Genomic DNA, 13,352 nt, shown 5'->3' with positions numbered 1-13,352 from the left:
CGCTAGTCAGTTGCGGACTGCACCGGAACCTCGGCCGGACGCTTGAACATCCGGGTGGCGGTGATCTCGCCGTGGATGGCCGGGCCGTCCGGGTCCTGCGGGGCGGGCAGGCCGGGGCGCAGGTGCTCCTCGACCGAGATGTACTTGAGGCCCGCCCGCAGGTCGGCATCGTTGCGCAGCCGGATGACCAGCGGGAACTCGGCGAGCGCGGTGGTGTCGAACAGACCGGTGGTGTAGATCAGTTGGACGCCGAGCGCATCGGCCACGGCCCGCTGGAGCTCCAGCAGGTAGGTGGCGTTCGCGCGGCCGATCGGGTTGTCCAGGAACAGCGTGCCGGCGTGCCGCAGCTGGGACTGGCCGCGGTCGTTGGCGCGCAGCGCGGCCATCGTGCAGTACAGCGCGATGGCGGCGGTGAGCAGCTGGCCGCCGGAGAAGACGTCGGACATCTGGCCGACGCCGACCCGCTCGGCGCGCAGCACCGCGTCCGGCTTGAGGATCTCGACGCTGACGCCCTTCGGGCCGATCGCGGCGGCGACCCCGCGCAGCAGCAGGGACATGCCGTCGCGGCGCAGGTCGCTGTTCTTGCGGACGGCGGCGCGGGTGGCCTCGTCGATGACCTCGCCGAGGCGCTCGACCAGGGTGGCGTGGTCCGGGTCCTCGAAGCGGATCCTCAGGAACTCCTGGCCGGACCACTCCCCCAGGCCCTCGGGCAGCCGGGAGAGCCGCTGGGCGGCGCGCAGGGTGGTGAGCGAGGACTCGACCAGGCCGCGCAGCCGGTCGACGATCGAGCCGCGGTTGCGCTCCAGCTGGGCGAGTTCGTCGGTCAGCACGCGCAGCCGGGGCGCGAAGGCGGCGGCCCAGGCAGCGGCGTGCTCGGGCAGCGCGGCGGCGGGCAGTTCGCGGATCTGCTGGCGGGCGGGAGTGCGGACGGCCTCGTAGCGGGCGGCGTTGGCGTGCCGGACGAGGGCGTCGGAGGCGTCGCGGACGGCGAGTTCGGCGGAGGACAGCTCGCCGGCGGCGGTGCGCAGGGCGCGGCGGGCCTCGGCGGCGGTGCCGCGTGCCTCCGGCAGCGAGCCGAGGTAGGGCTCGACGGACTGGCCGTCGTCCTCCTGCTGCTCGCGCAGGCCGTCGCGCAGCTGGCCGGCGATTTCGTCGAAGTCGGCGGCGGCCGACTGGGCGGCGTCGAAGGTGCGTTGCAGGTCGGCGTGCGCGGTGCGGGCGGCGTCCAAAGCCTCCCGGCGCTCGGCGAGCCGGCTGGTGGCGGTGCGCAGCAGGACCTGGGCGTGCTCGGGGTCGGCGGGGACGAGGTCCTCGGGCAGTTCGGTGTGCGCCTCGCCGTCGGCGGGGGCGGAGCGCTCGGCCTCGCCGCGCAGGCGTCCGAGCTGCTCGCTGGCGGCGGCGGAGCGGGCCTCGATGGTGGCGACCAGGTCCTCGGCGCGGGCGGCCGCGGCCTGGCGGGCCGGGCCGTCGGCGCCGTCGGGACTGCCGAGGAGTTCCTCGGCGCGGGTGCGGACCTTGTTGGTGAGGCGGTCGAGTTCGGTCGCGGCGGCGGCCTCGTCACCCTCGGCGCGGGCCTGCTCGGCGCGCAGGTCGGCGCCGACGCCGACCTTCTCGTACAGCTGGGAGGCGGCGCGGTAGGCCTCGCGCAGGGCGGGCAGTGCGGCGGGGGCGGTCTCGGAGGGCTCGTCGGCCTGCTCGGCGGCGGGGATCTCGGCGCGTTCGGCGCGCACGGTACGGGCGGTGCGGCGGGCGTCGTCGGCGGCGCGCTGGGCGGCGCGGCGGTCCTCGTCGCAGGTGCGGGCGCGTTCGGCGCAGACGGCCTGGCGGCGGTCGCACTCGGCGGCGTCCTCGGCGAGTTCGCGCTGGCGGCGGGCCCAGTTGGCGCGCTCGCGCAGCCGGAAGGCGAGGCCGGAGAGGGCGTCGGCGCGGCGGCGGGCGCGCTGGGCGGCCTCGCGGTGCTCCTCGTGGGCGGCGGCCGCGGCGGCGTGGTCGGTCTCGGCCTCGTCGTGGTCGGCGCGCAGGGTGGCCAGGGCGGCGGCGGCCTGCTCGGCGTGCTCGCGGGCGGCCTCGGCGGCGGCGGCGAGTTCGGCGAGGGTGCCGGGCGGGCAGCTGGCGTGCCAGGAGGCGAGGCGGGCGGCGAGGGCGCGGTCGGCACCGAGGCGGGCGGCGAGTTCGCGGATGTGCTCCTCGCGGGCGCCCGCCCGGGCGCGCAGTTCGCGGCGCTCGTCGTCGGCGGCGGACTCGTCGTGCATGGCCGGGTTCGGCGGCACCAGGAAGAACGCGGGCTGGTCGGTGATCGGGGCGATCAGGGAGGCGGCGGCGCCGACGGCGACGGTGGAGCGGGGCAGCAGGGCGGCGGCCTGCAAGGCCTCGCGGGCCCGCTCCAGCGAGGCGGGGTCGGTGACGACGACGCCGTCGACGAGTTCGGGGCGGGCGGCGAGGATCGCCTCGTGGTCGGCCGGGTCGACGGACTGGGCGAGGTAGCGCCAGCCCGGCAGGGCGGGGATGCCGTGCTCGGCGAGGTACTCGACGGTGGCCAGGACGTCCGGGCCGGGCGGCAGCAGTCCGCCGTCGCCGAGGGCGGCGAGGATGCGGGAGTCGTCGGCGGCTGCGGTGCGCAGGTCGAACAGGGTGCGTTCGGCGGTGGCGATGGACTCGTCGAGGAGTTCGCGCAGGTACTCGGCGTTGCGGTCGAGGACGGAGGGGGTGAGGAAGCCGGCGTCCTCCTCGGCCCCTGACCCGTCGTCGCTCCAGTCGGTGGGTGCGGGGGTCAGGGAGAGCAGGTCGGAGAGGCGCTGCTCGGTGGCGAGCAGGGCGGCGGTGCGCTGCTCGGCGGCGAGGGCCCGGGCGGCGGCCGTGCGGGCGTCGCCGGCGCGTTCGGCGGCGAGTTCGGCGCGGCCGGTGGCGGCGGCGGCCTCGCGCAGCCGGGCGGCGCAGGCCTCGGCGGTCGTACGGGCCTGGGCGAGGGCGGCGCCGGCGGCCTTCTCGACGTCGGCGGCGTGCAGGGCGGCGCGGGCCGGGTCGACGTCGCCGTCGGCGTCGATGAAGCCGGCCTCGACGGCGGCGGCGGTCTCCTGCTCGACCTCGGCGAGGCGCTGGCGCAGGTGGTCGACCTCGCTGCGGGCCTTCTGGGCGGCGGTGGCGGCCTCGGTGGCGTCGGACTGGGCCTTGGCGCCGTCGTCCTGGAGCTCGCCGGCGCGCTGCTCCTCGGTGTCGGCGCGGGCCTCGGCGGCCGCGGCGGCGCCCTCCAGGGCGCGGGCCAGGGCGGTGGCGGCGCGGGCGCGGGCGGCGAGCGCGGGGGCGGCGTCGAGTTCGGCCTCGCGGATGGCGGCGGCGACCCGGGTGACCCGGTCGGCGGCGGCGCGCTGGCGCAGGACGGTCTCGGCGGCCTGCCAGGCAGCGTGCAGGGTGCGGGCGTCGATGAGTTCGCGGCGCAGCGCGGCGGCCTCGGCGGTGGCCGCCGCGAGGCCCAGGGTGGCGTGCCGGTGGGTGAGTTCGGCGGTGATGAGGGTGTGCCGGGTGCGGTCGGCCTCGGCGGCGGTGACGGCGCCCGCGGCGGCGGCGACCTCGATGGCGAGGTCCTGGGCGCGGTCGCGTTCGGCGGCGGCGCGGGAGGTGAGGGCGTGGGCGAGGCGGCGGGTGCGGCGTTCGGCGGTGCGGTGGGCCTCGCGGACGCTCTCGCGGGCGCCGGTGGCCTCGACGATGCGTTCCAGCAGGTCGAGGGAGCCGGCGGTGAAGTCGCGTTCGGCGGTGAGTTCGGCGCGGCGGCCGAGCTTGGCGGCGAAGCCGTGGACGAGGTCGGCGAGGCCGTCGGTGTCCCGGGTGTCGGTGACGGCGCGCAGCAGCAGGTCGGTGAAGTCACTGTCGTGCTTGACCGCGAAGAGGCCGGCGGCCTCGCCCTCGTCGGCGTTCATCTCACGCTGGTAGCGGAAGAGTTCGGGGTCGAGGCCGAGTTCGCCGAGGTGCTCGGTCCAGCGGTCGTGGCCGTCCTCGAAGACCAGGTCGAGGTGCGGGTGGGCCTTGCCTGCCTCGGTGAGGGCGTCGCGGAAGCCCTTCATGGTGCGGCGGCGGCCGCGGGCCTTCTGGTCGCCGGCCAGGCTGATCCGTTCGGCGACCGGCAGCGAGTCCAGGGTGAGGCCGGGGCCGGGGCGGAAGGAGTACCAGGTCTCGGCGAACTTGCGCGGGTCGGAGGAGACCTGGCGGCCGCGCCACTCGCTGACCTTGCCGACCACGATCAGCTCGCCGGTGACGGTGTGCTGCCACTCCAGCGCGACGTGGCCGCAGTCGTCGGCGAGCAGGAACTTGCGCAGCACGCCGGAGCTGGCGCCGCCGAGGGTGTTGCGGTGGCCGGGGAGCATCACCGAGAAGATCAGCTTGAGCAGGACGGACTTGCCGCCGCCGTTCTCCAGGAAGAGCACGCCGGCCGGGGCGGGGCGGCGGACCGGGCCCTCGGCGTCCTCGCCGAACAGGCCGATCTGCTGCGGGGCCGGGTCGGCGACGGGCTCGCCGACGCCGCGCAGGTCGAGCACCGTGTCGGCGTAGCGGGCGCCGGCCGGGCCGATCGAGTAGAGGCGGACCCGGTTGAGCTCGTACATGTGCGGCGGTTCTCCGTGGCTGGGGGGTGGTCGGGACTCGGGCTCAGAGCGAGTGGAACGGCAGGCCTGCGTCGGCCACCAGTTCGTCGCCGGTGTCCGGCGGCAGCAGGCTGGCGGTGCCGTCGGAGACCGGGACGATGCCGAGGTCGAGCAGTTCGGCCATGGCCGCGCTGCCGGCCAGGTCGCGGACCTGGAGCTGGTAGCGGGCGGTGGTGCGGTAGGTGCCGCCGGCGTCGTCGGAGACCTTCTGCAGGAAGCCGGAGTCGACCAGGAACAGCACGGCCTTGGCGACGATGCCGATGGTGGAGCCGGAGAGCCGGCGGGCGTCCTTGGTGGCGCCGGTGGCGGTGCGCCGGGCCCACACCCGCCAGGCGGCCTCCAGGCCGGGGGCGTCGGACTGCGGGTCGGTGTTGTCGCCCTCGGTCGCGGCCTGCTCCTCCAGGCGGCGGCAGGCCTGGCGGACGAAGGCGTCGACGCCGTTGACGGTGATCCGGCCGAGGTAGCCGTCGTCGGCGAGGTCCTCGGGCCGGGGGAAGGCCATCGCGGCGACGGCGAGGTGGGCCAGGCCGTGCAGGAAGCGGTCGGTGGACTCGGTGGCGGCGCGGCGCGAGTAGTCCCCCATCCGGACGGCGAACACCGAGTCCTCGGCGGCGGCGACGGCCATGCCGGCGCGCGGCGAGACCTCCAGGACGACCAGGCCCATGCCGGTGGCGACAGCGTCGGCGAGCCGGGCGAACGGCGGGTCCTCGCGGTGGCGGCGGACGAGTTCGGCGTACTCGGCGTCGCGGGCGGGGAGCAGCTTGGCCTGGAGGCCGAAGGAGACCAGCCGGGCTGCGTCGGCGACGTCGCCGGGGGTGATCGGGGCGGGGGCCGCGGGTTCGGTCTCGGCCGCCCAGGACGCGTCGTGGTGGGTCGTCACGGGCGGTGCTCCTCGGGGCTGTTGCTGGTACGGGCGATCTGGTGGTGCGTCAAGACGGCGGCTTGGTCAGCCGGCGTCCTTGCGGTCGGCGGCCATGCCGGCCGCGTCGAGCAGGGCGCTGCCGACGATCAGGTCGGCGCCGCCGAACTGCGGGTCGCGCAGCGGGGTGCCGTCGTCCACGGCGAACAGCAGCCGCTCCTCGCCCTGCCGGTAGGCGGTGCCGACCGGCGGGCTGGCCGCGTGGACGGCCAGCAGGGCGACGAGGTACGGCAGCTCCGGGTCCTGCTCGCGGGCCTCGGCGAGCAGGCCGGAGAGCCGGCGGGGGGCGTCGGCGGGCAGGTCGAGCAGGAGCAGCGCGGCCTCCAGCTGGGCTTCGGAGAAGCGGCTGTCGTCCGGGGTGGCGACCAGGTCCGGGTCGGGCAGTTCGGCGCCGAGGTGCTCGCGCTCGACCGGCGGGGTGAGCAGCAGGTCGACCAGGTCGACGACCCGGACGGAGACGGGGGTGCGCAGGCCGGCGCCGCGGGCGAAGAAGGCACCGGTGGGGCCGACGGCCTGCTCGACCGGCAGCCGCAGCACGGGGGCGAGCAGCTGGCCGTAGAGGTCGATGCCGCTGCGGGCGCCGGGGGTGGCGAAGGCCTGCCGGTCCTGCTCGGCGCGGAACAGCGGGCCGGCCTCCAGCAGGCGGGTCTGCAGCTTCGTGTGCCGGCGGATGCAGTCCTTGACGATGTCGAGCAGCTCGGCGGCGCGGCGCTTGTGCTCGGCCCCTTCGGGGGTGTGGGGCTCGGCCTCGTCGCGGGCCTTGCGGATGTTGGTGAGAATCGCGTTCTCGTGCCGGTAGCGGTCGGCGATGTGGTCCAGCGCCTCGTCGATGAGGTCGGGGATGGCGCGCATCCAGTCGACGGCGCGGACGTTGCGCCGGGTCGCGTCGAGGGCGCGGCGCAGCGTCTCGGCGTACTGGACGGTGCGGTAGCGGGCCTGCTCGGCGGCGAGCTGGGCGTCGGCCAGGCGGCCGCGGCGGATCAGCACCTCCAGCTTGACCTCGGCGGCGATCTGGGCCGAGGTGACGTCGGTGTCGAGCGCGCCGACCAGGACGTTGACCGCCTCGTCGGTGGTGCGCAGGTAGACGCCGCCGTCGGGGCCGGGGACCTCCTCGATCAGCTTGAAGTCGTAGTCGCGCCGGACGTACGCGCCGTCCGCGCCGAAGGTGCCGTAGACGGCGCGGAAGCCCCGGTCGACGCTGCCGACGTTGATCAGCGACTCCAGCACCCAGCGGGCGACCCGCTCGTGCTCGGCGGCGGGGCGGTCGGCGGCCTGGGCGGCGACCCGGGGCAGCAGGCGGGCGAGCACTATGTCGCGGTCGGCGCCGGTGTCGAAGTCCATGTGCAGGGTGACCAGGTCGATCGCGGCGAGACCGACCTCGGCCATCGCGTAGCCGCCGTACTCGCCCGCCAGGTTGACCTTGCGGTTGTCCAGGTCGTGCAGGGGGGCGGTGCAGGCCAGCGCCTTGAGCCGGCGGGCCAGGCCCTCGTCGGCGGCGGGGCCGGGCGCGGGCCTCGCCGCGACGGACCCGGCGGGCGGCCGGGGGCCGGGCAGGGTGGGCAGGTCAGCGATGGCGGTCACGGTGGACAAGATTAGAGGTTCGCACCGACATCGACCGAAACGGGCCTTGTGGGCGGGCTGCGCGGCAGGCCGGAGGGCGTGTCGGGGGTGAATTCAGAACGGGGTTTCGACGGGATTCCGCCATTCCCGAACCGATATTCGGGAAACCCGTGAAGGTGGCGCGTCGCCACCGTGATGATCGGCCTATGATCACTCGACTGGTCAAAGCAGGCTTCGCCGCCGCGCTGTCCGTGACCACCCTCGCCACCGGTGCCGCCGCCTCGTCGGCCGCCCCCGCCGACGCCCCCGCCGTGCAGGGGCAGCACGTGACCGCGGCCCTGAACGGCTTCCTGCCGGGCACCACCCCTCCCGGACCGGGCAAGCTATCGGTCGGCTGGACCTCCGCCGGCACCCAGGACCTCACCGGGCCGACCCACATCACCGTCGACCTGCCGCCCGGGCTCACCACCGAGCTCGGCATGTTCTTCTCCACCCCGTACGACTACACCTTCACCGAGTCCGTCTCGCCCGACGGGCGCCACCTGGACGCCGTCCTCATCGGCACCCGCAGGCCCGGGCGCTACGAGTTCATGAAGCTGAACGTGGGCCGCGACTACACCCAGCAGCTGACCGGCCAGATCGTCGTGACCGTGTCCAATCCGAACGACACCGACCCGACCGGCCACGTGACGGCCCTGTCGGTCGACGGGACCACCCCGGCGCCGGTCGTCCAGGCGCCGCCCACGGTCGACGGCCTCGACACCACCACCGGCCCGGGCGCGGGCGGCACTGCGGTGGCCGTCAGCGGTGGCAACCTGGCGCACGGCATGGTGCTGGTCGGCGGCGTCCCGGCGGCCGGCACCTGCACCGACACCGCCTGCACGGTGACCACGCCCGGCGGCTCGGGCAGCGCACCCGTCTCCGTGGTGACCCCCGGCGGCACGGTCGCGGCGCCGGCCGCCTTCGACTACACGGGCGCCCCGCCCCCGCCGCCGCCCGCGCCGACGGTCGGCAATCTGACCAACGCCGGCGGCCCGGCCGCCGGCGGCACCCAGGTGTACCTCCAGGGCACCAACCTGACGTACGGGACGGTCGCGTTCGGCGGGGTGCCGGCCGCGCACGTCTCCTGCGGCCCGTCCTTCTGCTCGGCCACCTCCCCGGCGGCGGTGGGCCCCGGCCCGGTGGACGTCACGGTGACCACGGCGGGCGGCACCAGTGCCCCGGTGACCTTCACGTACACCGCGTAGTCCCGACGTACACCGCGCGGTCCCGGCGGTTCCGATGCCCGGGTGCTCCGGCACCCGGGCATCGGCGTGTCCGGGGGGCGCGTGCCGGCCCGGCGTCCGGGGGTGCGCGCCCGCCCGGCGTCCGGGGCGTGCCCGCACGTCAGGGGCTAGTTGAACGCGTTCAAAAGCAGGGTCTAGAGTCGGTTCCGTACAGACGGGACAAGACCCCGCCTGCTCTTCGGCATGGAGGTTCGCACCATGGACACCAATCCGGGCACCGGTCCCGCGGCGGTACTGCGCAGAGTCCGGCACTGGCTCTGGATCTTCGTGGTCTGCCTGGTGCTGAGCGGCCTGACGGCCTTCCCGCTGGAGACCGAGACCCGCTGGCTGGCCGACCTCGCGACCGGGCCGGCCGCGCCGCTGGCCGACCGCTTCCCAGCCGCACTGGACTGGATCGAACGCGTCCGCACCGGCGTCGCGGAGACCAATGACCGCTACCCCTTCCTGGCCTACGGCACCGACTGGCTCGCCTTCGCCCACCTGGTGATCGCCGCCGCCTTCTGGGGCCCGATCAAGGACCCGGTCCGCAACATCTGGGTGATCCGCTGGGCGGTGCTCGCCTGCGGCGCCGTCATCCCCCTGGCCCTGGTCTGCGGACCGCTGCGGGGGATTCCCCTGAGCTGGCGATTCATCGACATGTCGTTCGGAATCGTCGGCGTCGTCCCGCTGCTGATCGTGCTGCGGGCGCTGCGCCCGCTGGAACGTTCCTTCCAGGGGCCGGTGGCCGCGCCCTGAGCCGGAGCCGCCCGGCGCCGCCCCAGGGCGTGTGACCAGGGGTCGCACGCCGGTGGGCCCCCCGGGCCCGGGTCACGGGCAACGGCCTTCATCCGCAGGCCCTACCATCTGGCTCAACAGCTGCTGGAAGGCGGACGGGCGTGGCCGATGCGGTGATCGATCTCAATGCGGACCTCGGTGAGGGGTTCGGACGCTGGACGCTGACCGACGACGAGGCCCTGCTGTCCGTGGTGACCAGTGCCAACGTCGCCTGCGGCTTCCACGCGGGAGATCCGTCGACGATGCGCCGGGTCTGCGCGCTGGCCGCCGAACGCGGCGTCCGGATCGGCGCCCAGGTCTCCTACCGCGACCTGGCCGGCTTCGGCCGCCGGGCCATGGACGTCCCCCCGGAGGAGCTCGCCGACGAGATCGCGTACCAGATCGGCGCCCTCCAGGTCTTCGCCCGCGCGGCCGGCTCCCGGGTCTCCTACGTCAAACCGCACGGCGCCCTCTACAACCGGGTGGTCACCGACTCCGAACAGGCCGAGGCCGTGGTGGCCGGCGTGCTGCGGGCCGGGGCGGTCTGCGACGGACCGCTGCCGGTGCTCGGACTGCCCGGCTCCCGGCTGCTCGCCGTCGCCGAGGGCGTCGGCCTCGCGGTCGTCGCCGAGGCCTTCGCCGACCGCGCGTACACCTGGGCCGGCACCCTCGTCCCGCGCCGCGACCCGGACGCCGTGGTGCACGACCCCGAATCGGTGATCACCCGCGCCGTCGGCATCGCCCGGGACGCCTCGGTGGAGGCCGTCGGCGGCGAACAGATCGCCGTCGAGGCCCGCTCCCTGTGCGTCCACGGCGACACCCCCGGCGCCGCCCAGCTCGCCTGGCGGATCCGCGGCGCCCTCGCCTCCGCCGGGGTCCGGGTGGAGGCGTTCACGTGACGCCCGCCGCCGTCCGGCGGGTCGGCGAGCGGGCACTGCTGGTCGAACTCGACGACACGGCGCAGGTCGCCGCGCTGTACGGATGGCTGCGCGAGCGGCAGGAGAGCGGGGCGCTCGGCGCGGTCGAGGAGATCGTGCCGGCCGCGCGCACGGTGCTGCTGGACGGCGTCGCGGACGTCGACGCGCTGGCGGCCCTGCTGCGCACGGCCCGTCCGTCGGCGGCCGCGGCGGCGACCGGGCCGCTGGTGGAGGTGCCGACGGTGTACGACGGCGCCGACCTCGCCGAGGTCGCCGCGCTGTGGGGGGTGTCCGAGGAGGCCGCCGTACGGATCCACACCGGGCCCGAGTACGTGGTCGCCTTCTGCGGGTTCGCGCCCGGCTTCGGTTACCTGACCGGGCTGCCGCCCCGCTACGAGGTCCCGCGCCGGGCCACCCCGCGCAGCAGCGTCCCGGTCGGCTCGGTCGCCCTGGCCGGCCCGTACACCGGCGTCTACCCGGGCTCCTCCCCCGGCGGCTGGCAGCTGATCGGGCGCACCGGGCTCGCGCTCTGGGACACCGGGCGCGAGCCGGCGGCGCTGCTGGCGCCCGGGGTGCGGGTGCGGTTCACGGCGGAACGGGCGTAGCGGGGGTGCGGGCCCACGACGGGCGGCGCGCGGGCCCCGGACGGCGGGGGACGGGGTGGACGGGGTGGGGGCGTTGAGCGGTTTGCTGGTGGTGCGGCCCGGACCGTTGACCACCGTCCAGGACCTCGGACGGCGCGGCGTCGCCCACCTCGGAGTGCCCAGGGCCGGGGCGCTGGACGAGCCCGCGCTGCGGGCCGCGAACCGGCTCGTCGGCAACGAGCCGGGCGCCGCCGGGCTGGAGACCACGCTCGGCGGGGTCGCCCTGCGCGCCCTCGGGCCGGTGGTCGTGGCCGTCACCGGAGCACCCTCGCCCGTCCGGGTGGACGGACGGGCGGCCGCGTGGGGTGCGCCGGTCGCGGTGCCGGCCGGGGCGGTGCTGGAGGTGGGGGCGGCGACCGCCGGGGTGCGCGGCTACCTGTCGGTCGCGGGTGCGATCGCCGTCCCGCCGGTCCTGGGCAGCCGCTCGACGGACCTGCTCTCCGGCCTCGGACCGGCCCCGCTCGCCGCCGGCGACCGGCTGCCGATCGGCCCGCCTCCGCCCGACCGCCCCCGGCCCGACCTGGTGCCGCTGCCCGCTCCCCCGGCCGAACTGGTGCTGCGGCTGCGGCTGGGCCCGCACGCGGACTGGTTCAAGCCTTCGGCGCTGACCCGGCTGGCCCGCGACGGGTACCTGGTCTCCCCGGCCGGCAACCGGATCGGGCTGCGCACCGAGGGCCCGCCGGTCACCCGCGCCCGGGCGGGTGAACTACCCAGTGAGGGCATGGTGTTGGGCGCGGTGCAGATCCCGCCGGACGGGCGGCCGGTGGTCTTCCTGGCCGACCACCCGACCACCGGCGGCTACCCGGTGATCGGCGTCGTCCCCGCCGCCGACCTCGCGGCGGCCGCCCAGGCACGCCCGGGCACGCCGGTGCGCTTCGTACCGCTGCGGGAGCGCTGAGCGCCCGCCCGCACGCCTTCCGGCGCTCCCGGCGCGACGGCTGTTCGCACGCCGCCCGGTGCTCCCGGCGCGACGGCTGTTCGCACGCCGCCGAGGCCGCGGCGGTGCACTCAGACGGCGGGGGCGCCGAACCACCTGGACAGGTGGCCGCGCAGGCCCTGCTGGTCCTCGCCGACCCACGCCACGTGGCCGTCCGGGCGCAGCAGCACCGCGGGCACGTCCAACTCGTCGCTGACGTCGACGACATGGTCGACCCGGTCCGCCCAGCCCGCCACCGAGAGCCCGCCGGTCTGGTCGAGCAGCAGCCCGCGGCCGCCGTGCATCAGCCCGTAGAGCCGGCCGCGCTTCAGCTCCACGTCGCGCAGCCGGCGGCCGAGCAGTTCATGCCCTTCGCCGAGGTCGTAGCGGACCCCGATCGCGATGATCTTCTCGATCAGGTACCGGTTCACCTCCTCGAATTCCGCCAGTTCCGCCAGCAGTCGGCGCACCGCCCGGGCGCCGGGCTCCAGGGACATCAGGTGGATCTGCGCGCGGGTGTTGTCCAGCACGTCGGCGGCCACCGGGTGCCGTTCCGCGTGATAGCTGTCCAGCAGCCCCTCCGGCGCCCAGCCATCGACCTCGGCGGCCAGCTTCCAGCCGAGGTTGAACGCGTCCTGGACACCAAGGTTGAGCCCCTGCCCGCCGGTCGGCGGGTGGATGTGCGCCGCGTCGCCGGCCAGCAGCACCCGGCCGACCCGGTAGCGCTCGGCCAGCCGGGTGGCGTCGCCGAAGCGCGACAGCCAGCGCGGTGAGTGCGCCCCGAAGTCGGTGCCCGCGACGGCCCGCAGCTGCTGCTTGAACTCCTCGAAGGTCGGAGCGGCCGTACGGTCCTCGGCCACCCCCTCTGCGGGCACGATGACGCGGTACCCCCCATCCCCCTCGCGAACGGCGCCGAACCGCAGCTGGGTCTTGCGGACCTCCGCGATGACGGCGGCGATCGTCTCCGGCTCCTCAGCCAGCTCCATGTCGCCCAGCAGCGTCTCCACCCTGGAGGGCTCGCCGGGGAAGCCGACGCCGAGCAGCTTGCGCACCGCACTGCGGCCTCCGTCGCAGCCGACGAGGTAGCGCGAGCGCAGCCGTGTGCCGTCGGCCAGTTCGGCGCTCACCCCGTCCTCGTCCTGGCTCAGCCCGACCAGTTCGCAGCCGCGCCGGAGCTCGGCGCCGAGCTCGGTGGCGTGCTCGGTCAGCAGCCGCTCGGTGACCGCCTGCGGGATGGCCAGGACGTACGCCTGGGTGGTGTCCAGCCGCTCCGGCCACTCCTTGCCGATGCCGGCGAAGAAGCCGCCGACCGCGAACTTCCGGCCGAGCGGGAGGAACCGCTCCAGCAGGCCGCGCTGGTCCATCACCTCAAGACTGCGCGCGTGCAGTCCGCGCGCCCGGGCCGGCAGGGGCGGCACCGTCTCCTTCTCCAGCACGAGCACCTGCACGCCGTGCAACCGCAACTCGCCGGCCAGCATCAACCCGGTCGGCCCGGCACCGACCACGATCACGTCAATCATCACAAACCCCCAGGTATGCCCGCAGATCCCGGCTTCGGCCGGTCATTCTGCGGCACGACCGGGGCCTTGCGGCAAGCCCCCCGGCGCGCTATACCTTGAGAGTGGCAAGGAGAGTCGACGACCTCCTTGCCTTCGTTGTTTCCGGTCATTGTTTGCTGGTCATTGTTTGCCGGTCGCTGTTTGCCGGTCGCTGTTTTCCGCTC

The 13,352-nt window shown here is 75.7% G+C and carries 9 protein-coding genes; 5 read left to right on the top strand and 4 right to left on the bottom strand.

Annotated features, from left to right (window positions below; genetic code table 11):
- Window positions 1-2: 2 nt before the first annotated feature.
- The 3 genes from AC07BF_RS25580 to AC07BF_RS25570 form a co-directional block, all read right to left on the bottom strand.
- Window positions 3-4,595 carry a hypothetical protein gene (locus tag AC07BF_RS25580; protein WP_400989185.1) on the bottom strand — a complete coding sequence of 1,531 codons (4,593 nt, stop codon included), beginning with the start codon at window positions 4,593-4,595 and terminating at the stop codon, window positions 3-5.
- A gap of 43 nt (window positions 4,596-4,638) precedes the next feature.
- Window positions 4,639-5,514 (bottom strand): hypothetical protein, encoded by an 876-nt coding sequence (locus AC07BF_RS25575; RefSeq protein WP_363631532.1) that lies wholly within the window; start codon window positions 5,512-5,514, stop codon window positions 4,639-4,641.
- Window positions 5,515-5,580: 66 nt separating this feature from the next.
- The gene (locus tag AC07BF_RS25570; RefSeq protein WP_478333967.1) at window positions 5,581-7,116 is read right to left on the bottom strand and encodes a hypothetical protein; all 1,536 of its coding nucleotides are present in this window, start codon (window positions 7,114-7,116) and stop codon (window positions 5,581-5,583) included.
- A 203-nt stretch (window positions 7,117-7,319) separates the two neighbouring features.
- On the opposite strand from AC07BF_RS25570, the gene AC07BF_RS25565 reads away from it, so the two are divergent.
- From AC07BF_RS25565 to AC07BF_RS25545, 5 genes are all read left to right on the top strand, one after another.
- On the top strand, window positions 7,320-8,360 hold the full coding sequence (locus AC07BF_RS25565; RefSeq protein WP_478333962.1) for an IPT/TIG domain-containing protein: 1,041 nt from the start codon (window positions 7,320-7,322) through the stop codon (window positions 8,358-8,360).
- A gap of 237 nt (window positions 8,361-8,597) precedes the next feature.
- Window positions 8,598-9,134: a hypothetical protein gene (locus AC07BF_RS25560; protein WP_363586855.1), complete on the top strand. Its 537-nt coding sequence runs from the start codon at window positions 8,598-8,600 to the stop codon at window positions 9,132-9,134.
- A gap of 140 nt (window positions 9,135-9,274) precedes the next feature.
- The gene (locus AC07BF_RS25555; protein ID WP_363586856.1) at window positions 9,275-10,051 is read left to right on the top strand and encodes a LamB/YcsF family protein; all 777 of its coding nucleotides are present in this window, start codon (window positions 9,275-9,277) and stop codon (window positions 10,049-10,051) included.
- Entirely contained in the window at window positions 10,048-10,674 is a 627-nt protein-coding gene (gene pxpB / locus AC07BF_RS25550) for a 5-oxoprolinase subunit PxpB (RefSeq protein ID WP_363586857.1), read from the top strand. Before AC07BF_RS25555 ends, pxpB begins: the two co-directional genes overlap by 4 nt.
- A gap of 73 nt (window positions 10,675-10,747) precedes the next feature.
- A complete protein-coding gene (locus AC07BF_RS25545; RefSeq protein ID WP_363631537.1) occupies window positions 10,748-11,611 on the top strand; it encodes a 5-oxoprolinase subunit C family protein in 864 nt (287 codons plus the stop codon).
- 110 nt (window positions 11,612-11,721) lie between these two features.
- Here the strand turns inward: AC07BF_RS25545 and rox are convergent, their stop codons facing one another.
- The gene (rox, locus tag AC07BF_RS25540) at window positions 11,722-13,149 is read right to left on the bottom strand and encodes a rifampin monooxygenase (RefSeq protein WP_478333961.1); all 1,428 of its coding nucleotides are present in this window, start codon (window positions 13,147-13,149) and stop codon (window positions 11,722-11,724) included.
- Between the last annotated feature and the right edge of the window lie 203 nt (window positions 13,150-13,352).

It is taken from the genome of Kitasatospora sp. NPDC043950 (assembly GCF_056435345.1).
This window is presented reverse-complemented; position numbering and strand designations above follow the sequence as displayed.

Bases quoted from the DNA above. Each gene is read 5' to 3' on its own strand.
- AC07BF_RS25580 (WP_400989185.1), bottom strand. From the start codon at position 4,595: ATGTACGAGCTCAACCGGGTCCGCCTCTACTCGATCGGCCCGGCCGGC.
- rox (WP_478333961.1), bottom strand. From the start codon at position 13,149: ATGATTGACGTGATCGTGGTCGGTGCCGGGCCGACCGGGTTGATGCTG.
- AC07BF_RS25565 (WP_478333962.1), top strand. From the start codon at position 7,320: ATGATCACTCGACTGGTCAAAGCAGGCTTCGCCGCCGCGCTGTCCGTG.
- AC07BF_RS25560 (WP_363586855.1), top strand. From the start codon at position 8,598: ATGGACACCAATCCGGGCACCGGTCCCGCGGCGGTACTGCGCAGAGTC.